Source organism: Pelotalea chapellei (assembly GCF_018531195.1).
In the GTDB taxonomy this organism is placed as follows: domain Bacteria; phylum Desulfobacterota; class Desulfuromonadia; order Geobacterales; family Pseudopelobacteraceae; genus Pelotalea; species Pelotalea chapellei.
Genome location: NZ_JAHDYS010000006.1, coordinates 71,570 through 91,866, shown reverse-complemented (window position 1 = coordinate 91,866; position 20,297 = coordinate 71,570). Strand labels below are relative to the sequence as shown.

Below are 20,297 nucleotides of genomic sequence, written 5' to 3'. Positions count from 1 at the left end.
CATGCCAATGAAAATTTCCAACGCCATTTTGCTGCTTGTAGTCTGTGTAGTATGTGCCGCCTTCAATATGCAGCTTTTTGCCGGTCTTGACGACATGATGGGTGATCAATATTGGGTTGTTGACCAGACCCGGGGCGATCATGGCTGGTATGCAATGGGTCTGTTACCCCACGTCAAAAAAGTACCCAAGGATGTGGTCAAAGCTGTCAACACAGATCCAGCCGCCAAAGAAAAATATGTCATTTATGCCCAGAACGGCGATTTTGCTGGTAAATCTGTCTATGGAATCTGCTTTGGCATTCCGCTGATCATGTACCTGATCTGGTTTGCCTTCATCATTGGATTCCCAGACAAAGTCGATCCCTATCTATTGCCCCGCAAGATCTTCACTCTTACGGTCATAGTCTGCTGTTCTATAATTGCCAACCTGTTCCTGATGAGAATTGCAGGTGACTTTGCCCGTGATCCCATGTCCCGTATTGCAAATGTTGCAGGCAATCATGCCTCGCTGCTCTTTCACAATGCCGGAATCTGGTTTGCCATTCTCTTTTCTGCCCTTGGCACACACAACCACTCCTCTGCCGAAGTGCAGGCTCCTGACAGCCGTAAATGGCAGACTCAGGCAAATGAAAAGTTCAATTGGATGTTTACCCTTTTGGGGTTCGTGACCGTGCTGGAAATAGCACTCGTCAACAATAAACTCGCTTTGCCTGATGCAGCCGTTGATTACTCAGTCTGGATCATCTGGGTCGTGATCTTCATGCGCATGTACGGTTTCTCCCCGAAATACTGGATCAAGCGTCCGACAGGCATTGCCATCATGGTAGTAGGTACGTTGCTGACGTTGCCGGTATTTTACATGCTGGAGCGCGTGACAGGCACCCATGGAGCTGGTTTTGCTTCACCGATTCTGGCAAAAGCGCTTGGTGCCGAGAACCAGAATATTGGACTGTCACTGATGATCTCCATCTACCTTGTCTTCTGGATGGAATTTGCTGCCGCGATCCGCATGAATGGCCCGATGAAGAAGGCCACGGCCCGCAAGGGTTGATAAAGGAGGAAGTCATGTCGAGCGACGTCAAAAATAAAGGGTGGCAAGTAGTAATAGCAGCCACCGGTATCAACCTGGCACTGGGCGTGCTGTATGCCTGGAGCATCTTTAAGGGAGCCATCAAGGCCTCCATCGAAAAAGGAGGGCCCGGTGCCTTCCAGTGGGATATCAAATCAGTCAATGATCCTTACGCTGTCTGCTGTCTGACCTTTGCATTTGCCATGATCATTGCCGGAAAATGCCAGGATAAAATCGGGCCTGCTAAAACTGCCCTGATCGGCGGCATCCTTGTAGGAAGCGGTTTCTCGGTAATGGCATTTAACAACAGCTATGCTGCCTGGGTTATCGGATTTGGAATTCTTGCCGGTGCCGGTTTCGGATTCGGCTACTCGGCTGCTACACCCCCTTCACTGAAATGGTTTTCACCTGCCAAGACCGGTCTTATCGCAGGAATCGTTGTAGGTGGCTTCGGTCTGGCCCCTGTCTACATCGCTCCGCTCTCCTCGTTCCTGCTGGCAAACTTCGGCATCCAGAAATCAATGCTTTTCCTGGCAGCAGGCTTTACGATTGTTGTGTGCGGGCTTTCGTTCCTGGTTGTCAATCCTCCGGCCGGATACGTTCCTGCTGAACCATCTGATCCCGGACCGGTAGCAAAGCTTAACGCTGCCAAGCCGACAGTTAATGCTTCGGCCAGCGAAATGCTGCGCAACTACAAGTTTTATGTTCTGTGGGTTGCCTATTTCATCGGTGCTGGTGCTGGCCTGATGGTAATCGGGAGTGTGGCTGGTTTGGCCAAGAAAAGTATGGGCGACATGGCTTTTCTTGCTGTGGCAATCATGGCTGTCGGTAATGCCGGCGGAAGGATAGTTGCCGGTGTGCTTTCAGACAAGATCGGTCGCCGTGCAACCCTGTTTATCATGCTCGCTTTTCAGGCTGTGCTGATGTTTGCGGCAATCCCTGTTGTAGGTTCCGGCAGTGCTGCATTGCTGGTACTGCTTGCTACGTTCATAGGCTTCAATTATGGCTCTAACCTTGCTCTGTTTCCTTCATTCAGCAAGGACTACTGGGGAATCAAAAACTACGGCATCAATTACGGAATTCTTTTCACAGCATGGGGTGTAGGTGGCTTCGTGATGGGTAAAGTCTCCGAAATGATCAATGCCCAGCCTGGTGGTCAAAGCAAGTCATTCATGCTTGCGGGCATCCTTCTGTTTGTCGGGGCAGCCATGACCGTCTTCCTGGCTGAACTCAAGCCGGCTACCGCTGAAGATAAGACTCCTTCACAATGGGGAGAGTTTTGGGCGGAATTCCGATTGGGCCTGCGTGTTTTTGTTGGATTTGAACCTGAAACAATCCGGACCCAGCGTGCTGGTCTAGCACCGGGCAACGCCGCCTTGCCCGGGAAGTAAGTTGTCATACCCCGGCGGCATTTGATACAGCCCTACGGCACTGTTTACTGCCATGAACAGGAAACCCCCTTGGAGCAAGCCTCCCTGGGGGTTTTGAATTTTAATTTTGAACTCTCCTTACAGAGAAGGTAGTATTCAACCATGTTTACAGTCCCTGCTGATATCAGTCATGTGAAACCACCATGTCATGGTTGGCGTCTCATTGAAGATGGCCTTCTTCCCGGAGAACGCAACATGGCTATTGATGAGGCCCTGCTGAACTCCTTTAATCCGGTCTCATCAGCCCCGGTTTTGCGGTTGTACGGCTGGTCTCCACCCGCCTTGTCTCTGGGACGTTTTCAAAAGGCAGGGGAGGTGCTGGAACTGGAACGTTGCAATGCTTCCGGAACCGTGATTGTACGAAGGATTACTGGTGGTGGAGTTATTTATCATGCCGAAGAGTTAACCTACTCTATCGTCTGTGCCCCGGATCAGATTCCCCCCGCAACATCCGTAAAAGATTCCTTCCGGGTGCTGACATCGTTTTTATTGGCATTTTATCGGCAGCTCGGTCTTGATTCATGCTATGCCGTAGACGCAGCATCTGAAGGTATCTGTCTTGGTGAGCGCACTGCCTTCTGTTTTGCCGGCCGAGAATCATTCGATATCGTTGTGAATGGTAGAAAGATCGGTGGAAACGCCCAGCGTCGCCTGAAAAACTGCATATTTCAGCATGGCTCGATTCCCCTGTTGAACATGGCCAGGGTTGGCCTTTCATTTCTGCGGGATCGTTCCCCCGAACTGGCTGAAGGAGCAGGTTGTCTTGCTGAATGTGGCATTACTATCGATAGAGACAGGTTGCAGGCTCAGTTGATCGCTGCATTTGAAGCAAGCTTTGGAGTTGTTCTGAGTCCGGATCATCTGTCATCCAGGGAACAAGCGGCAGCAGAGAGGTTGTACAGCACGAAATACACACGGAAGAGATGGAACCTGGAAGGGATAGATGATGAAAATACAGCGTAAACCTGAGTGGTTGAGGAAGAAAATCCATCCTGGTGATCACACCGAGATGCGAAAACTGCTTGGTGAGCTCAGGTTGAATACGGTGTGCCAGCAAGCCCTGTGTCCGAATATTTCGGAATGTTTTGCAAGCCGGCAGGCAACGTTTTTGATCCTGGGAAACAACTGCACACGCCAATGCAGTTTTTGCAATGTCGATAAAAAAGCGCCTCTGGCTGTTGACCCCGGAGAAGCCACCCGGGTTGCAGAGGCTGTTGAACGTCTTAATCTCTCCCATGTGGTTGTGACCAGTCCGACCCGCGATGACTTATCTGATGGTGGAGCCGGCCTTTATGCGGCAACAGTGGAGGCCATTCGCAGAATAGCTCCGGCATGCCGCATCGAAGTGTTGGTTCCCGATTTCATGGGAAACATCTCTGCCCTTGAAACTGTTGTCGGTGCGCATCCCGACATCATTGCCCATAATGTGGAGACCGTACCCCGCCTGTACCACATCCGCAGCGGTGCAGACTACTCCCGCTCTCTGGAAATTCTGCGCCAGGTAACTGTACTAGGCTCAGGCATTTTTTCCAAATCCGGAATCATGCTGGGTATGGGAGAAAGGGAAGATGAGGTGCTTGAGGTGTTCAGAAGCCTGCGTGAGGCAGGATGTATGTATCTCAGCATTGGCCAATACCTGGCCCCCAGTAAAAATCACTTTCCGGTCCAGGAATTCGTTGCTCCTGAACGGTTTCAGTCTCTGAAGGAATCTGCGCTTGCATTGGGATTCAGTCACGTGGAGAGCGGACCATATGTGCGCAGTTCCTATCACGCCGGTTACTACGGCTCACCAGATGCAGAGCCTGTGTGAATGTCCTTCCCGCCGTTGGCTTCCCGTCACTCTCCCAGCATTCGTGAGAAAAAATCAGCAGCCAGGTCAACTGCTTTATCCTCTTTGTCTCCAGTATCACTTGAAATAGTAATCAGCAGATGCTCCGGTATCTCATCCAGAAACCGGCTGGGTGTGCGTTGCTCAGTGGCACCATACTTCCTGCGGGTCTGGCAGCGGGAGATGGTCAGATGTCGCCGTGCCCTGGTGATACCCACATAACAGAGCCGTCGCTCTTCTGCCACGGTCGGATCTTCTTCTATTGAACGTTTGTGCGGCAGAAGGTCTTCTTCCATGCCCACCAGCCAGACATGGTTGAATTCGAGCCCCTTGCTGGAATGCAGCGACATAAGCGTGACGGCGTTCAGCCCATGTTCCTTGCTGTCTTCGGAAGGTTTGTCCTCATCCATCAGCGAAATACGCTCCAGAAAGGTAGATAGCGTGCCGCGTGGGTTCTGTTCTTCATATATGGCCAGAGAGTTAACCACCTGCTCGATATTCTCGATTCTTTTGCGAGCCTGAGCTGCATCATTAAGGGTGCGATAGAGTTCGTCTTCAATGCGCAGTCGATTAAAAAGAGCGTTGACCTGGGCACCCATTCCATAACGCGTATTAAATCCCTCTATCACTCCGGCCATCATCTCATGAAATCCAGCCACAGCCTTCTTGCTTGATTCCGATATGCCATCGATTTCTCGCACACGTCCCAAAGCTTCGAACAGCGGAACCTCATGCTCCATGGACCATTGGTTCAGGTGCAGCAAGGTCCCGTCGCCAATTCCTCGCCGGGGAAAGTTGATGATGCGCAACAGCGAAGCTTCATCACTGGGGTTGTCGATTACCTTCAGGTAGGCGATGGCATCCTTGACTTCCTTTCGTTCATAAAACTGCTGACCTCCAATCACAACATAAGGAATTCGTTCCTGACGCAGACGCTCTTCAAAAGCCCGGCTTTGGGCATTGGAACGATAGAGAACGGCCATGTCGGACCAGGAGAGATTTCCCTTGAACTGTTCCATCAACATGCCTTCAACCACCTGTTCCGCTTCATCCTCTTCGCTCGCTGCAACGATCAGATCAATCTCGCGTCCCTTGCCCACAGCAGACCAGAGCGCCTTGTCAGTGCGCACTGGATTGTTTTTTATTACGCTATTGGCTGCTTCCAGGATGGCACTGGTGGAGCGGTAGTTCTGCTCCAGCTTGATCACACGACAATTGGCATGATCGTTTTCAAAATTCAGGATGTTCTGAACCTCTGCTCCGCGCCAGCCGTAGATAGACTGATCGTCATCCCCAACCACGCAAAGGTTGCCGTGCTTTTTCGCCAGCAGCGAAATCAGCAGATACTGGGAGGCATTGGTGTCCTGATATTCATCAACCATGATGTACTGGAAGCGTTCCTGCCAGTGGTTCAAAATGGCGGTATTGGATTGCAGGAGTTTGACCGACAGCATGATGATGTCGTCGAAATCTATGGCATTAAAACCCTTGAGCAGTTCCTGATAGCGTGGATAAATGGCGGCAGTTGCCAGTTCTATACGATCGTCGCTAAGAGGTTTGAACTCTTGTGGCCCAATCAGTCGGTTCTTTGCACCGGAGATTCGCCACAGAATCGTATCAGGGTTGCATTGTTTGGGATCGATATCCTTTTCGCGCATGGCCTGGCGCAAGACACCGGCCTGGTCTGAAGAGGAGTAGATCGAGAAGTTTGGTTTAAATCCAAGGGCTCTGATGTCGCGGCGCAGAATGCGCACTCCCAGTGAGTGGAAAGTGGAAATGACGATACCGCCCGCCATTTTGCCGGCCATATTGCTGACACGCTCTTTCATCTCGCGTGCCGCTTTATTGGTGAAGGTAACAGCCAGAATGTTATCGGCAGGAATACGTTTGTCTTTCAGCAGATGAACGATGCGGGTTGTGATGACCTGGGTCTTGCCGGAGCCAGCGCCGGCAAGAAGCAACAAAGGCCCCTCGGTATTTTGTACCGCCTGCTGCTGCGGTGGATTTAATTTTTTCATACTATAAGATGTACCACAGCCACGCAATGCTGTGCAAAACCTGTTTTCAGGAGCAAGGGTGTTTGCAGGAATATGAAAAAAGTGTAAGATTCAACTGATTTCCATGCCTTTCATCCAGGAGTTGACCGTGGCTGAATCAGAAACAGTACAGGAACAGGTATCGCAACCGAGTGTGGAGTGGGCGGCTCTATCACTTTCCGAAACGAATACGACAACTACAGAGCAATCTGGCAAATTGGCTGTGGTCGCGCTAAATAAAACTGTCAAAAAGCAAGCCAAACCAAAGACAGTCAAACCTGGAACTGTCAAACCGCCTAAGCAGATCCGTTCAAAGTCTGGCAGGAAGACGGGAAAAAATGTTGCAGCGTCTGTTTCAGAAGGTGCCATCTCTACTGTTGAGTCAGCTTTCGACCTCTCAGAAAGTCAGTGGTATCTTAACCGCGAACTTACCTGGCTTTCCTTTAATCGGAGAGTGCTTCATGAGGCCGCGGATGAACGTACACCGCTGCTTGAGCGTCTTAAATTCATAGCCATTGTCAGTGCCAATCTGGATGAATTTTTCATGAAGCGTATCGGTGGACTCAAACAGCAGATAGGTGCCGGGATGCGCGAGCCTTCTCTTGACGGTCGCACACCTCGCCAGCAGGTGACGGAATGTTACGAGGTCGTACGCGAACTGGAGGTTGCCAAGGAGGAGCTTTTTCGTGCTGTCGGAGTCCTACTGGAAGAGAAAAATATAATCATTGAACAGTACGAGCAGCTCACCTCAAAGGAACGCAAACTGCTCCGCGAACATTACTATAACAACATCTTTCCATTGTTAACGCCCCAATCCATAGATCCTGCTCATCCTTTTCCCTTTATCTCGAACCTGTCCCTGAACCTCCTGGTTACCCTGCGGTATCCCAAGGCCAGGGAAACATCACTTGCACGGGTAAAGGTGCCCGTCGGACTGGGTACCCCCCGTTTCCTGCGAGTGGGGAAGGGGGATCATTTCGTTCGGGTTGAAGATGTAATGATGAATAATCTGGACATGCTCTTTCCAGGCATGGAGATCCTGAAATGTGAATTCTTTCGAGTTACTCGCAATGCAAATACCGAAAAAGTTGAGGAGGAAGCTGACGACCTGATGGCAATGATTGAGTCGGAGCTCAAGGAACGGAAGTTTGCTCCCATTGTCAGGCTTGAGGTAGAACAGGGAATGGACCGGGTTCATCGTGGGCGTCTGGCAGCAGAATTGGAATTGGATGAAGGGAGCGATGTCTTTGATGTCCAGGGCATGTTGGCCATGCGTGACCTGTGGGAACTGGTCAGACTGGAGTATCCCCGTCTGCACGACTCTCCCCATCATCCCATCGATCATCCCCTGTTGCAGACCCAGCGCAATATGTTTCACATCATCCGCGAGGCTGGCTCAATTCTGCTGCAACATCCTTATGAATCGTTCTCGACCTCGGTGGAGCGTTTCTTGCGTGAATCGGCGCTAGACCCCAAGGTGCGCGGTATAAAAATGACTCTTTATCGTACCTCCGTTAAAAGCCGCATCATTGATTCGCTGGTGCTTGCAGCCCAGAATGGCAAACAGGTCGCTGTGGTGGTGGAGCTTAAGGCACGCTTTGACGAAGCGGCAAATATTCGTCTTGCAGAGCGCATGGAAGAAGCAGGCATTCATGTTACTTATGGAGTTGTCGGACTCAAGACCCATTGCAAGGTGATTATGGTCGTGCGCCAGGACTATAACGGTCTGCGGCGCTACGTGCATATCGGCACCGGTAACTATCATGCCGATACAGCCCGCATTTACAGTGATGTTGGCATGTTGACCTGCGACGAAACTGTGGGACAGGATGTAACCGAACTTTTCAATTATCTGACCACCGGCTTTATGGCCAAGCGTAATTATAACAAGCTTGCGCCAGCACCACGTTTTCTTAAAAAAGCTCTTCTGTCCCGGATTGAGCGGGAAACCGCAATCCAGATTGCCCAAGGGAATGGTCACATTCAGTTCAAAATCAATGCCCTTGAAGATGGAGATATCGTTCGGGCACTTTATCGAGCCTCTATTGCTGGGGTCAAAATTGACCTTGTCGTGCGGGATACCTGCAGACTGCGTCCCGGAATTCCTGGTCTTTCAGAAAATATACGCGTTATCAGCATTGTAGGGCGTTTTCTGGAGCATGCGCGGATTTACTATTTCAGAAACGGCGGTGACGAGGAGTATTTCATTGCCTCGGCCGATGCCATGAAACGCAACCTGGAGGCACGGGTAGAGGTGCTCTGTCCGGTAGAACAAATTGAACTGACTCGTGAACTCAGGATGATTTTTGATACTCATATCGCTGATCAGCGTTCCGCTTGGGACATGCTACCTGATGGCAGCTATATTCAAAGGGTTCCTCAGGATGATGGCAATGCTGCGGGAAGTCACCGCGTGATGATTGCCCGTACTGCAAAACGTCTGAAAGAATCCCTTAAACAGAAAAAAAAGAAGGTGAAGACCAAGCGTTGAGCCACGAGCTACTTGCTGCTGATGCACTAAACCCCCCAGTCTAATTGTCTTTTGCCTTGCCGTCAATCGGCATCGATGCTACTTTGACCTCCATTTTAACCAGATGGAGGTTTTCTTATTCATGCTCCGCTATCTGACTGCGGGTGAATCCCACGGACCGCAACTAACGGCCATTATTGAAGGTATGCCGTCATCTGTTCCGCTCTCAACAGAATCTATCAACCATGAACTTGCTCGCCGCCAGCAGGGGTATGGGCGCGGCGGCCGTATGCTTATCGAGAAAGATACTGCTGAAATCCTTTCCGGCGTTCGCTGGGGAGAAACTCTCGCATCTCCGGTGACACTGGTGGTACGGAATCGCGACTGGCAAAACTGGAGTGAAAAGATGTCTCCATTGTCAGAATATCGCGATGACTCAAGTGCCGTAACAAGACCCCGTCCCGGTCATGCCGATTTAAGTGGCGCCCTCAAGTATGATCATCATGATGTTCGTAATATTCTTGAACGTTCCAGCGCTCGTGAAACGGCGGTACGTGTTGCAGTCGGTGCTGCTGCAAAAGCACTGCTGCAGGTATTTGATATTCGCGTGGGAGGCTTTGTCAGCGAGGTCGGTGGTATTCTTGCCAGCCCACCGGACCTGCCTCTGGAAGATCTTTGGGCATTGGCTGCACAATCCGAAATGTTCTGTTGCGATGATCTTGCAGAACAGCGCATGAAACATGCTATCGATACAGCGAAGGCTGCCGGTGACACTCTAGGTGGTGTTGTAGAGGTTCAGGTAGTTGGTCTGCCGCCGGGGTTGGGCAGCTATGTTCAGTGGGATCGCAAGCTTGATGCTCGTTTGACAATGGCTTTGATGAGCATTCAAGCCATAAAGGGGGTTGAGGTTGGACTGGGGTTTGAGTCCGCTCGTCGTCCCGGTTCTCAGGTACACGACGAATTGTTCAGGGATGCCGGCCGTATCGATCAAGGTGCAAAAAGCGCCTATTACCGTATCACCAATCATGCCGGCGGCATTGAAGGAGGTATGTCCAATGGGGAACCCATTAGGGTGCGTGCAGCCATGAAGCCGATTCCGACCCTGTACAAGCCGCTTCGTTCCGTGGACATGCTTACTCACGAACCTTTTGAGGCTGCAGTGGAACGCTCCGACACCTGTGCTGTTCCTGCTGCCCTTGTCGTGGCCGAAGCAGTCGTAGCGATTGAAATCGCCAATGCCTTTCTTGAGAAGTTTGGTGGCGACTCTGTTGGAGAAATCAAACGTAATCTGAACGGGTATTGTGAGCAGATCCGCAATGCTTGAGCGACCTGTCGTGCTGACCGGGTTCATGGGGTGCGGTAAAAGCAGTGTCGGACGTGTGCTGGCCGCTTCTCTTGGGTTTTCACTGGTTGACCTTGATGCAAAGATCGTTGCAGAAGCTGGAAAAACCATACATGAGATATTCGCAGAAAGAGGAGAATCAGGTTTTCGTGTCCTGGAAAGCGAGTGCCTGGAGCGGGAACTGCTGAAGGACAGGGTCGTGATCGCCTGCGGAGGTGGAGTGGTTATTTCCGCAGCCAACCGCCGGCTCATGCGCGAACTTGGTTTTGTAGTCAATCTGACCGCTTCCTTTACAACTATTCTGGCACGACTCAAAGATGCCACAGACCGTCCGCTGTTTTGCGGAGAAGATGCCTCAGATCGAGCTCTGGAGCTGATGAAACAGCGTGAACCCTACTATCAGGAAGCGGATATTAGAATTGACACGGACTGTAAATCTGTGGAAGATGTGGCCGCTGAGATTCAGAACCTTTTGGAGGGGTTGCCGGACATGCGGGTGCTGAATGTACATCTGGCTGATCATAGCTACGATATTCTTATTGACCATGGATCTCTTTCCGCCTTGGGACAACGATGTGCCGAGATCAGGTTAATTGGAAATGCTGCTGTCATCACCAACCCTACTGTTGCTGCTTTCTATGCTGATACCGTTGCCAGTTCCTTAAAAGCTGCAGGTAACAATGTTACGGTAATTGAAATCCCTGACGGCGAAGAATACAAGAATGCCACCACACTCAACAGTGTGTATGATGCGCTGATTGAAGCAGGCATTGACAGAAAATCTTTTATTGTAGCATTGGGGGGCGGCGTAGTGGGTGATCTGGCCGGGTTTGCGGCAGCCACCTTCCTGCGAGGGATACCCTTCGTCCAAGTGCCGACTACTCTGCTTGCCCAGGTTGACAGCAGCGTGGGGGGCAAAACAGCCATTGATCATCCCCGCGGCAAGAATCTGATAGGTGCTTTTTATCAACCGAAGCTGGTGCTGATTGACACTGATACGTTGAAAACCTTACCGGAGAGGGAATATCGTGCAGGTCTGGCTGAAGTAGTGAAATATGGAGTTATCTGTGATCTCCCATTTTTTGAGATACTTGAAAAAGAATGCTCCGCAATTCAGGCCATGGATCAAAATGTTCTGCAGAAGGTGATTCTTCGCTGCTGTCAGTTGAAGGCACAGATCGTGGAACAGGATGAGAAGGAATCCGGATTACGGGCTATTTTGAATTATGGGCACACGTTGGGGCATGCATATGAGACAGGGGCGGGTTATGGAACGCTTGTTCATGGTGAAGCGGTTGCAATCGGCATTGCACTGGCTGCACATATTTCAATGAGCCTGGGCCATTGTTCCTCAGATGATGTTGCCAGAATTGAAGCACTGTTGAATGCCTTTAAGCTTTCTTTTGAGCCTCCAGCAGTTGAAAGGCACCTTCTTTTGAATGCATTGACTACTGATAAGAAGGTAGCCGGTGGAACCATCAGTTTTATCTGTAACTCCGGTATAGGCGGTCACATTATTGAGAAGTTTTTACCGGAGCAATTGATCGCCCTGGCTGGACTGGAGGTGTGAGAATGCAGGAATTGTCATCGACACAGGCTGACATCGAGAAGTATGAGAAGCAGCTGACACGGGATCCGGAATCATACGTTTTTGCACCTCTTTCACAAGCATATCTTGCGGCTGGACAAATCGAGAATGCACTCACCACGGCCCGTCAGGGGGTCTCTCTGCATCCACGCTACGTTGCAGGACAACGGGCGCTGGCTTTAGCCTGTTATGCAAAAGGAATGGAGGATGAGTGTCTTCTTGCGCTTGAGGCAGTCACCGCTGCGCTTCCTGATGAATTGGAAAGCCAGAGGATATTTGCTAAACTTTTGGTGGCAACTGGACAGATCAATAAAGCAATAAAGGTCTATCGTACTATTCTGGATTTTTACCCTGATGATGAGTGCCGTCGGGACCTTGAAACTCTGGAATACGGTGCTAACAACGCTTCGAATCAGGTCGTAAGTGCCCAACCCGTGACCTTTGCAGATGAATTTGAGGATGACGATGACGAGATTATCGAAGATATAGAAATTCTCGACATGGATGAATCCGATGTTTTAGGTGAGAGTGAATTTGAAAATTATGAGGTGCCGGCTTCATCAGTAACGACGGTTAATCACGATCCCCTTTCAACTGCAACTCTGGCTGAGCTGTATGTACAACAGGGATTTCATGATAAGGCGCTGACCATCTATCGTGCCATGTCTGCTGAAGCAAGGGCTGATGAACGTATTAAATCACGTATTGAAGAGCTTGAAGCTAAAGAGACTGCACCCTCAGCAGTTACAGCTGTTTCAGTGGAACATCCTGCAACAGAAATACATGAAGATGTATTCTCTGTACCCATTTCAGGCTTGGCTGACAATGCACTTGTGACCTTGGAAGGGTGGCTTGAAAATGTCAGGAGGGTGAAAGCATGTCGCTGAAGGATACGCTGAATGGAACGATTGTCCATGTGGAAGGAGCTCTGGCCGCCTATGTCATGGCTTATGACGGTATTGCAATAGATGAGGTAGTCAAGTCAGATTCCGGTTTTGATTTGCAACTTCTTTCAGTGGAATACGCAACCGTTTTAAGAGGCATCAAGCGCACGGTGGAGGTGGTCAAGGCTGGCCAGATGGAGGAAGTTATCGTCACCACCAGCTCTTTAATTGTTATAATGCGCGTTCTTAATGACGAATTATTTCTCGTATTAATTATGGCCAAAGACGGCAATTTTGGTAAAGCAAGATACATGCTTAGACTCAAATCTTTTGAGTTGCTTCGGCAGTTGGGGTAGTTTATGCATTTTCTCATTCTTCATGGCCCAAATCTTAATTTATTAGGAACACGTGAGCCAGATGTATATGGCACACTTACGCTGGAAGAGATAAACAATTCCATCTCTGTTCTGGCTGCAGAACTCGGTTGCACAGTTTCTTTTTTTCAGTCCAATACTGAGGGGGCTTTGATCGATGCCATACAGGAGGCCATAGCGGGGTGTGACGGGATCGTTATAAATCCTGCTGCTTATACTCATACCAGTGTGGCAATTCGCGATGCAATTGCTGCTGTCGGACTCCCATGTATAGAAGTACATCTTTCAAATATCCACCGGCGTGAAAAGTTCCGTCACAAAAGTCTGGTAGCCTCTGTTGCTGTAGGGCAGATAACCGGTTTTGGTCTCGACAGCTACTTACTTGGATTGCGGGCTCTTTTAAATCATACTAAAAATAAATAACCTGACTCATTGTTGCTGTTCCCGTCAAACGCGCTTTAATGGCGAAAAACTGTTTGTACATAGGGATTCACTTATGCTAAAAGTCAGGCGCAAAAAACTGGAACATTTTTTCGATAAATACAATCTTGATGCGCTTTTGCTATCAAATTTGTTGAACATACGATATCTCTGTGGTTTCAGTGGATCTGAAGGGGCATTGCTCTTGACCAGGAATGCTGCCTGGCTTCTCTGTGATTCCCGTTATACAACACAGGCTGCTGCGGAAACGACAGACACTGAAATCAGACAATTTTCTGAAAGACAGGATGCAATTGGAACGCTGATCCAGGAACAGAAGCTTCATCGTATAGGTTTCGAATCAGCTCATATAACTGTGTCTATTTTTATGGAACTCTCCAGCAAATTGCAAGGCTGTGAGCTTGTTTCGATTGGTAAAGACTTCGATCAGATTCGTTCATGTAAAGATGTAGATGAAATCGGCAAACTTGAGACTGTTGCTCGTTTGGCCTCTGAAGCACTTCAAGCTACTCTTGTATACCTTAAGCCGAACGTGAGTGAAGTATCCTTTGCTCGTGAACTCGAATTTGAAATGCGCCGAAGGGGAGCTGAAGGTCGTTCTTTTGATTTCATAGTTGCTTCTGGCGTACGCGGTGCCATGCCCCATGGTCGGGCAAGTGAAAAGCTTATCGGTTCAGGAGAACTTGTTACAATTGATTTTGGTGCTTCTTTAAACGGCTACCATTCTGATGAGACAGTTACTGTTGCCGTAGGTAAACCTGATAGTCGCAGCAAGGAAATTCATGATATTGTTAAAGAAGCACATGATAGAGCCATTGCAGCTGTCAGACCTGGTTTATCAGGTTGTGAACTTGATGCTATTGCAAGGGATTACATCACTGAAAAAGGATATGGAGAATATTTTGGGCATGGGTTGGGACATGGCGTTGGTCTTGAGATCCATGAACAACCGGTTATTTCTCCACGAAGTCGTACTATTATTGAAGAAGGGATGGTCTTTACTGTTGAACCAGGTATTTACATACCAGAGCTTGGTGGGGTCAGAATAGAAGATACTCTAGTGGTCACTTCCCATGGCTGTCGTCTTTTGACCTCAGCACCAAAGGATATGTTTATTATTTAGAGAATTAACTTATACCTGAACACTTAGTGCCTGCAATCTGAATAAAAGGAGATAATGATGGATGTAAAAGACTTGAAAGTACTTATCAAAATGATTACCGAAACAGATATCACCGAATTTGAGATGGACAATTCTGATGAAAAGATCGTCATCCGCCGTGGTTCAAAGACCGAGTACGTCGCCATGCCATCCGCACCTGCCACCTTTGCCATGCCTCAAATGACTGCTGCGCCTGTGGCTGCTGCAAGTTCTTCACAGGCTGGCGCTGTACCTCAGGTATCCGTTGAGCTTGGTGAAACCATCAACTCACCCATTGTAGGTACCTTTTATCGCTCTCCCGCTCCTGATGCCGCTCCATATGTCGAGGTCGGTCAGGTTGTTGAAAAGGGGCAGGTTCTTTGTATCGTGGAAGCAATGAAACTTATGAATGAGATTGAAGCTGAGTTCCGTTGCAAAATTATAAAAATTTGTAAGGATAACGCCCAGGCAGTCGAATATGGCGATCCACTATTTGCTATTGAAAAGCTTTAGTTACCACAAACTTTGCCATGAGTCACAATAGAAGGGGTTAACCTCCATGTTCCATAAAATACTTATCGCCAACCGAGGCGAAATTGCCATACGCATTATCCGCGCCTGTAAGGAAATGGGTATTAAAACGGTTGCGGTCTATTCGCAAGCTGATAGCAACTCGTTGCATGTCAAGCTGGCAGACGAGAGTGTATGTATCGGGCCAGCTCCCAGCACTCAAAGTTATCTCAATATTAATGCCATCATTAGTGCTGCTGAGCTGACAGATTGTCAGGCAATTCATCCAGGGTACGGTTTTCTCTCAGAGAATGCCAATTTTGCCGAAGTTTGTGAGAGATGCGGCATTACCTTTATTGGACCCAGTCCTGAAAGCATGCGGATCATGGGTGACAAGATCAGCGCTCGTCAGGCGGTTATCAAACAAAACGTCCCCATTCTCCCAGGCACAAAAGAGGGCGTTAATTCAGTTGAAGATGCCATACGGGTTGCCAAAGAAATTGGTTTTCCGGTGATAATCAAGGCAACGGCCGGTGGTGGTGGACGAGGTATGAAGATTGTTCACTCCCAAGCCACTTTACCTAACGCATTTGCCACCGCACGTGCTGAAGCCCAAGCAGGCTTTGGTAATCCGGATGTCTATATAGAAAAATATTGTGAACAACCGCGTCATGTAGAAATTCAAATTTTGGCAGATAAGCACGGTAATGTTATTCATCTGGGAGAACGTGATTGTTCCATTCAGCGTCGCCATCAGAAGTTGCTTGAAGAAGCACCTTCAACTATAAGTACCCCCGAGCTCCGTGCGGCAATGGGAGCTGCTGCTGTCAACGCCGCCGCTGCAGTTGGTTATAACAGCGTCGGTACCGTTGAATTTTTGGTAGATAAGCAGAATAATTTTTATTTCATGGAGATGAACACTCGCGTTCAGGTTGAACATCCGGTAACTGAAATGGTTACTGGAGTCGATATTGTTCGAGAGCAAATTCGATCAGCTGCAGGACTTCCCTTGCGCTATAAACAGGAAGACATCAAAATAAAGGGGCACTCCATTGAGTGTCGCATTAATGCTGAAGATCCTCTTAAATTCACTCCTTGTCCCGGTAAAATCACCGCTTATCACCCACCAGGTGGATTGGGTGTACGGGTTGACTCCTTTGTATATGATCAGTATACTGTTGTTCCTCATTACGATTCCATGATTGCCAAGCTGATCGTACATGCAGATACCCGTGAGGAAGCCATAAAACGTATGTCCAGAGCTTTGGACGAATATATAATTGAAGGTATCAAAACTACTATTTTCTTTCACAAAAGAATTATGAACAACAAGGACTTCATCGAGGGGAATATTGATACTTCCTTTCTTGAAAGAATAGTTTTGGAGTAACTGTATGGATTTTCCAGAAGAGTTAAAGTATTCAAAGGAGCATATCTGGGTTAGAGTTGAACATGATGCAGCCGTTATTGGCATCACTGATTTTGCTCAGGAGGAGCTTGGGGCTATTTCAGGGGTGAACCTTCCTGAAGAAGGAGATGAAGTAGAACAGGATGATTCTCTTGGCTCGGTCGAGGCGAGAAAGACCGTTTCTGAAATATATGCTCCTTTCAGTGGTACAGTTCGCGCCGTTAACCATGAAGCAGTTGATAATCCGGGGGTGCTGAACGACGATCCCTATGATAGTGGGTGGTTGGTAGAGGTTTCACTGGATGATATTGACGAACTAAAGGGTCTTATGTCGGCTGAAGATTACGCTGATTATGTGGAGAACAGAGAATAGTGTTTCTTCACTTCTGTGATATAAAGGGCGAGATTTAATTATCTCGCCCTCTTTTATTGAAAGGATATATATAAACGTGAACAGACTCTTTTCATATATTTTACTGGCGCTCGCTTTTACAATGACTGGAGGTAGAGCCGAAGCGGATCCGTTGAAGCTTTCACTACAAGAAGCTATACGCATGGCTGCTGAAAACAATCTCGACGTACGTGTAGAACTATATAATCCAGCTCAGTATGAAGCTGATGTTCGTAGAAATAGATCCATTTACGATCCTACTTTAAACCTGCAAACCAAGTATACCAATACGACATCTCCCATAACTTCTGGACTTGTTGGCTCCTCCCTTAATAATCGCTCTTTTTTTGTTGATACATCTATAAGCCAATTATTGTGGACCGGGGGAGTGGTAAGTCTTGCATTTGACAACAGCTATGTGGAGTCAGGCGCTTCTGTGATTGGCAGGAACTATTGGGAATCAGGATTAGGTTTGACATTCACTCAGCCGCTTTTGAAGAATTTTGGCAGAGAGTCTACGGAAATTAATATTAACATTTCTCGTTTATCAAAATATGCGTCATTGGACCAGTTTAATAATAAATTGATTAACACCATTGCTCAAGTACGCAATGAGTACTTTCGGTTATATAGTCTTCAGCAGCAACTTGAAGTAAGAAGAGTTTCACTGGATCTTGCTCGAAGAATTTTGAATGATACTAAATCCCGTGTAACTGCCGGGGTATTGCCTGCAATGGAAATTCTGAATGCCGAATTTGGTGTTACTTCACGCGAGAGGGATGTTATTGAAGCTGAAAAATCGGTCAATGATCAGATAGATATCCTGCACCTGCTGTTGCAGATTGAGGGTGGTAGTGACATTGTTGTCGTTGATCTGCCACAGCGTGCCCCTCTTCAGATCAATGAGGCCGAGGCTATCGCTCGCTCTTTAAATCGACCTGATATCAAAACTCAGAAGCGTCTACTCGATATAAATGAGCTTCAGACACGCTTTTTCAGCAGTAACATTAAACCAGATCTTTCCTTGGTAGCTTCCGGTTCGTTGGTGGGCAATGATCGGAAATATAGCCGCGATCTTGAAAAGCTGGGCAGTTTTGATTATCCAGCCTGGAGCATTGGTCTGAATTTTTCGTATCCCTTCGGTAATGATGCCGCTAAAAACGACTATCGTAAGAGCAGGCTCAAAACAGAACAGACTGCACTACAAATGCGCAATCTTGAAGAAATAGCTGTAAAAGATGTTCGAGTTGCAATTCGGGCCATTGCCACCGGTTACAAGCAGATCGATGTTACTGATAGGGGCAGAGCCTATGCGGAAGAACGACTAAAAGCTTTTATCCGCAAAAATGAAGTTGGACTGGCTACAACCAAGGATGTCCTGGAAGTTGAAAATGATCTCGCTGTTGCAAAGAATAATCAGATAGCAGCGCTTGTTACCTATGCCAATGCCATCACCCAGTACTGGCTGGTTACCGGTGAACTTCTTGACCGTGAAGGTGTTCGTGTTGTTGAAAACGATGCGGACAAACTTTACTCCCGTATCCGCTGATGCTACGTATAGGACGTATAGAATATGCCAATTGCACGCCGATCTTTCATGCTCTGCATGAACTGTTCGATGTACATGGTGAGTATGAATACGTGGGTGGCGTTCCATCAAGTCTGAATCGTATGCTCGCCGCTGCTGAAATTGATGTCTGCCCATCCTCGTCGATTGAATTTGCCTTTCACCCTGATAAACATCTGATCATCCCAGAACTTTCAATAAGTAGCTGTGGCCCGGTCCAAAGTGTACTTCTTTTCGCGACCATTCCTATTGAGGAATTAGGCGGCAAGGAAATTTTACTTAGTTCTGAATCAGCCACCTCAGTGAACTTGCTCAAGATACTGATTAAAAAAAGGTACAACTTGGACTGCATGTTCAGGGTCACCAGTAAAGGATTGTCAGCCGCCCTTTTGGAAGCACCTGCTGTTCTGTTGATAGGTGATCCGGCATTGCGAGCAGTTCAGTCTGCTCATAATGTGCATGTATATGATCTTGGCGAATTGTGGTATCAATGGACGGGAACACCTTTTGTCTTCGCCCTCTGGCTGGTTTCAAGAAATGCGTATGAGCAGAAGAGTGAGGAGTTGAGAAAATTCGTCCGCAGGGTGTGGAAAGCCCGAGAGTATGCACTTCGGCACCTGGACCAGATTGCTGAGTCATCCCAGGATGCCTTGTGGATGGGGTGTGATAATTTGCTGCAGTACTGGCGAAAAAATATTTCTTATGAACTGACACCAGCACATATTGAAGCGGTTAGCACTTTTTTTGATTTTGCAGAAGAAATGAAATTAATAACAGCAGCACCGCGATTGTCTTTTATAGATTTATAGACATCATTTTTCTTGCGCCTCTCACAGAAGACCTTTTTGCTTCATCCGTATATAATCCACAATAATTTTTTCATGGTCGAAACAGAGGTTGTTCGGCATATTTTCCAGAGAAAATACTTGAAGGCTGGCCGCGTCATCCGCCGCCAGAGGGTTACCGCTTCCTTCTGCTGCAAAGACAGTAGAAATTGTGTGCATACGGTCATCCCGCGCCGGGTCTGAATAACACCCAACAAGCCGCAAATTGGATATTACAATGGAAGTCTCCTCCAGTGCTTCTCGTCGTGCAGCAGTTTCCACACTTTCACCGTAATCAACGAACCCACCTGGCAAAGCCCAGCCGTAAGGAGGGTTTTTCCGTTCGATTAATATGATGCCATACCTGATTTCTATGATTATATCAACAGTAGGAAAGGGATTGGTATATCTGGTAACTTCGGCACCACAGGCAGGACAGTTGAGAGCTGAAAATGACATGGCTGCTCCTCTGCAAAAAAAGAAGGGGGATAAAAACTATCCCCCCTTACTAAAGCATTTATATGCAGTACATTACTTTTTCTTGCTGCCGCCAGAGGCCTTTTTAGAGGCTTTAAGGGGGTTCACTTTGGTATCTTCCACTTTGAGCTCAATTTTTACGTGAGATGCAAAGTTGCAGATTCCATTTTTCCATTTCTTTTCAGGTGCCGGGTATGCATTACATACCTGACCGATACTCCCGGTCACAATACGATCACATCCTTCACAGTTTTCTACAATCGTCTGGCATGATCCTTCCGGAAAAATACATCCCTGCTTTCCCCAAAAGGTACACTCGGTACCTGAAAGTACGGTCTGACACTGCATGCTTCTTCCTCCCTAGTGTTTGTTTCGTTGCGAGTTTTAAATGTAACAACTGTGAGCAAATAATGTCAATAAGAAAAATCCTTTATTTATGCGGCTCTTTGACTTGACTGACTGTCATTGGTGTATTAATCTAACACGATTAAAGATGTCCTATTATTAAGGGGGAAGC

19 protein-coding genes and 1 pseudogene are annotated in these 20,297 nt (G+C 48.0%); 17 read left to right on the top strand and 3 right to left on the bottom strand.

The annotated features are described in order from the left end of the window. The first annotated feature begins 1 nt into the window (after position 1). From KJB30_RS07950 to lipA, 4 genes are all read left to right on the top strand, one after another. Positions 2 to 1,051: a hypothetical protein gene (locus KJB30_RS07950; protein WP_214297783.1), complete on the top strand. Its 1,050-nt coding sequence runs from the start codon at positions 2 to 4 to the stop codon at positions 1,049 to 1,051. A 14-nt stretch (positions 1,052 to 1,065) separates the two neighbouring features. Further along, positions 1,066 to 2,460, top strand: coding sequence for an L-lactate MFS transporter (locus KJB30_RS07945; protein ID WP_214297775.1), 1,395 nt, complete (start codon positions 1,066 to 1,068; stop codon positions 2,458 to 2,460). Between the two features lie 234 nt (positions 2,461 to 2,694). Then, the gene (locus tag KJB30_RS07940) at positions 2,695 to 3,462 is read left to right on the top strand and encodes a lipoate--protein ligase family protein (RefSeq protein WP_246545575.1); all 768 of its coding nucleotides are present in this window, start codon (positions 2,695 to 2,697) and stop codon (positions 3,460 to 3,462) included. After that, positions 3,446 to 4,309, top strand: a complete 864-nt coding sequence (gene lipA, locus KJB30_RS07935; RefSeq protein ID WP_214298024.1) for a lipoyl synthase — start codon at positions 3,446 to 3,448, stop codon at positions 4,307 to 4,309. Before KJB30_RS07940 ends, lipA begins: the two co-directional genes overlap by 17 nt. Positions 4,310 to 4,335: 26 nt before the next feature. Here the strand turns inward: lipA and KJB30_RS07930 are convergent, their stop codons facing one another. Continuing rightward, a complete protein-coding gene (locus KJB30_RS07930; RefSeq protein WP_214297771.1) occupies positions 4,336 to 6,345 on the bottom strand; it encodes an ATP-dependent helicase in 2,010 nt (669 codons plus the stop codon). A 385-nt stretch (positions 6,346 to 6,730) separates the two neighbouring features. On the opposite strand from KJB30_RS07930, the gene ppk1 reads away from it, so the two are divergent. The 13 genes and pseudogenes from ppk1 to KJB30_RS07865 all read left to right on the top strand — a co-directional run bounded on the left by ppk1 (position 6,731) and on the right by KJB30_RS07865 (position 19,288). Then, positions 6,731 to 8,854: a polyphosphate kinase 1 gene (gene ppk1 / locus KJB30_RS07925; RefSeq protein ID WP_367618955.1), complete on the top strand. Its 2,124-nt coding sequence runs from the start codon at positions 6,731 to 6,733 to the stop codon at positions 8,852 to 8,854. A gap of 121 nt (positions 8,855 to 8,975) precedes the next feature. After that, entirely contained in the window at positions 8,976 to 10,157 is a 1,182-nt protein-coding gene (aroC, locus tag KJB30_RS07920) for a chorismate synthase (protein WP_214297762.1), read from the top strand. Further along, positions 10,150 to 10,635, top strand: a pseudogene (locus KJB30_RS18640) (shikimate kinase); the annotation flags it as partial. The gene aroC and the pseudogene KJB30_RS18640, both read left to right, overlap by 8 nt. Before the next feature lie 30 nt (positions 10,636 to 10,665). Next, the gene (aroB, locus tag KJB30_RS07910; protein WP_214298022.1) at positions 10,666 to 11,745 is read left to right on the top strand and encodes a 3-dehydroquinate synthase; all 1,080 of its coding nucleotides are present in this window, start codon (positions 10,666 to 10,668) and stop codon (positions 11,743 to 11,745) included. Between the two features lie 2 nt (positions 11,746 to 11,747). Next, the gene (locus KJB30_RS07905; RefSeq protein WP_214297760.1) at positions 11,748 to 12,650 is read left to right on the top strand and encodes a tetratricopeptide repeat protein; all 903 of its coding nucleotides are present in this window, start codon (positions 11,748 to 11,750) and stop codon (positions 12,648 to 12,650) included. Beyond that, positions 12,641 to 13,003: a roadblock/LC7 domain-containing protein gene (locus KJB30_RS07900; protein ID WP_214297758.1), complete on the top strand. Its 363-nt coding sequence runs from the start codon at positions 12,641 to 12,643 to the stop codon at positions 13,001 to 13,003. Before KJB30_RS07905 ends, KJB30_RS07900 begins: the two co-directional genes overlap by 10 nt. Positions 13,004 to 13,006: 3 nt before the next feature. Continuing rightward, entirely contained in the window at positions 13,007 to 13,444 is a 438-nt protein-coding gene (gene aroQ, locus KJB30_RS07895; RefSeq protein ID WP_214297751.1) for a type II 3-dehydroquinate dehydratase, read from the top strand. 73 nt (positions 13,445 to 13,517) lie between these two features. Continuing rightward, complete coding sequence (locus KJB30_RS07890) at positions 13,518 to 14,585, top strand: aminopeptidase P family protein (protein ID WP_214297749.1); 1,068 nt, start codon at positions 13,518 to 13,520, stop codon at positions 14,583 to 14,585. Positions 14,586 to 14,642: 57 nt separating this feature from the next. Further along, on the top strand, positions 14,643 to 15,116 hold the full coding sequence (accB, locus tag KJB30_RS07885; protein WP_214297747.1) for an acetyl-CoA carboxylase biotin carboxyl carrier protein: 474 nt from the start codon (positions 14,643 to 14,645) through the stop codon (positions 15,114 to 15,116). A gap of 46 nt (positions 15,117 to 15,162) precedes the next feature. After that, the gene (gene accC, locus KJB30_RS07880) at positions 15,163 to 16,503 is read left to right on the top strand and encodes an acetyl-CoA carboxylase biotin carboxylase subunit (RefSeq protein ID WP_214297745.1); all 1,341 of its coding nucleotides are present in this window, start codon (positions 15,163 to 15,165) and stop codon (positions 16,501 to 16,503) included. 4 nt (positions 16,504 to 16,507) lie between these two features. After that, the gene (gene gcvH, locus KJB30_RS07875) at positions 16,508 to 16,894 is read left to right on the top strand and encodes a glycine cleavage system protein GcvH (protein WP_214297743.1); all 387 of its coding nucleotides are present in this window, start codon (positions 16,508 to 16,510) and stop codon (positions 16,892 to 16,894) included. 76 nt (positions 16,895 to 16,970) lie between these two features. After that, on the top strand, positions 16,971 to 18,461 hold the full coding sequence (locus tag KJB30_RS07870) for a TolC family protein (RefSeq protein WP_367618946.1): 1,491 nt from the start codon (positions 16,971 to 16,973) through the stop codon (positions 18,459 to 18,461). Continuing rightward, a complete protein-coding gene (locus KJB30_RS07865) occupies positions 18,461 to 19,288 on the top strand; it encodes a menaquinone biosynthetic enzyme MqnA/MqnD family protein (RefSeq protein WP_214297741.1) in 828 nt (275 codons plus the stop codon). The genes KJB30_RS07870 and KJB30_RS07865 overlap by 1 nt, the downstream gene beginning before the upstream one ends. Positions 19,289 to 19,309: 21 nt before the next feature. Here the strand turns inward: KJB30_RS07865 and KJB30_RS07860 are convergent, their stop codons facing one another. Both KJB30_RS07860 and KJB30_RS07855 read right to left on the bottom strand, forming a co-directional pair. After that, positions 19,310 to 19,762, bottom strand: a complete 453-nt coding sequence (locus tag KJB30_RS07860; RefSeq protein WP_214297739.1) for an NUDIX domain-containing protein — start codon at positions 19,760 to 19,762, stop codon at positions 19,310 to 19,312. Positions 19,763 to 19,834: 72 nt separating this feature from the next. Next, on the bottom strand, positions 19,835 to 20,128 hold the full coding sequence (locus KJB30_RS07855; protein ID WP_214297738.1) for a PxxKW family cysteine-rich protein: 294 nt from the start codon (positions 20,126 to 20,128) through the stop codon (positions 19,835 to 19,837). Between the last annotated feature and the right edge of the window lie 169 nt (positions 20,129 to 20,297).

Excerpts from the sequence above, each read along its gene's own strand:
- KJB30_RS07950 (WP_214297783.1), top strand. The coding sequence starts at position 2 with ATGCCAATGAAAATTTCCAACGCCATTTTGCTGCTTGTAGTCTGTGTA.
- KJB30_RS07945 (WP_214297775.1), top strand. The coding sequence starts at position 1,066 with ATGTCGAGCGACGTCAAAAATAAAGGGTGGCAAGTAGTAATAGCAGCC.
- KJB30_RS07940 (WP_246545575.1), top strand. The coding sequence starts at position 2,695 with ATGGCTATTGATGAGGCCCTGCTGAACTCCTTTAATCCGGTCTCATCA.
- lipA (WP_214298024.1), top strand. The coding sequence starts at position 3,446 with ATGAAAATACAGCGTAAACCTGAGTGGTTGAGGAAGAAAATCCATCCT.
- KJB30_RS07930 (WP_214297771.1), bottom strand. The coding sequence starts at position 6,345 with ATGAAAAAATTAAATCCACCGCAGCAGCAGGCGGTACAAAATACCGAG.
- aroC (WP_214297762.1), top strand. The coding sequence starts at position 8,976 with ATGCTCCGCTATCTGACTGCGGGTGAATCCCACGGACCGCAACTAACG.
- aroB (WP_214298022.1), top strand. The coding sequence starts at position 10,666 with ATGCGGGTGCTGAATGTACATCTGGCTGATCATAGCTACGATATTCTT.
- KJB30_RS07905 (WP_214297760.1), top strand. The coding sequence starts at position 11,748 with ATGCAGGAATTGTCATCGACACAGGCTGACATCGAGAAGTATGAGAAG.
- KJB30_RS07900 (WP_214297758.1), top strand. The coding sequence starts at position 12,641 with ATGTCGCTGAAGGATACGCTGAATGGAACGATTGTCCATGTGGAAGGA.
- aroQ (WP_214297751.1), top strand. The coding sequence starts at position 13,007 with ATGCATTTTCTCATTCTTCATGGCCCAAATCTTAATTTATTAGGAACA.
- KJB30_RS07890 (WP_214297749.1), top strand. The coding sequence starts at position 13,518 with ATGCTAAAAGTCAGGCGCAAAAAACTGGAACATTTTTTCGATAAATAC.
- accB (WP_214297747.1), top strand. The coding sequence starts at position 14,643 with ATGGATGTAAAAGACTTGAAAGTACTTATCAAAATGATTACCGAAACA.
- accC (WP_214297745.1), top strand. The coding sequence starts at position 15,163 with ATGTTCCATAAAATACTTATCGCCAACCGAGGCGAAATTGCCATACGC.
- gcvH (WP_214297743.1), top strand. The coding sequence starts at position 16,508 with ATGGATTTTCCAGAAGAGTTAAAGTATTCAAAGGAGCATATCTGGGTT.
- KJB30_RS07865 (WP_214297741.1), top strand. The coding sequence starts at position 18,461 with ATGCTACGTATAGGACGTATAGAATATGCCAATTGCACGCCGATCTTT.
- KJB30_RS07860 (WP_214297739.1), bottom strand. The coding sequence starts at position 19,762 with ATGTCATTTTCAGCTCTCAACTGTCCTGCCTGTGGTGCCGAAGTTACC.
- KJB30_RS07855 (WP_214297738.1), bottom strand. The coding sequence starts at position 20,128 with ATGCAGTGTCAGACCGTACTTTCAGGTACCGAGTGTACCTTTTGGGGA.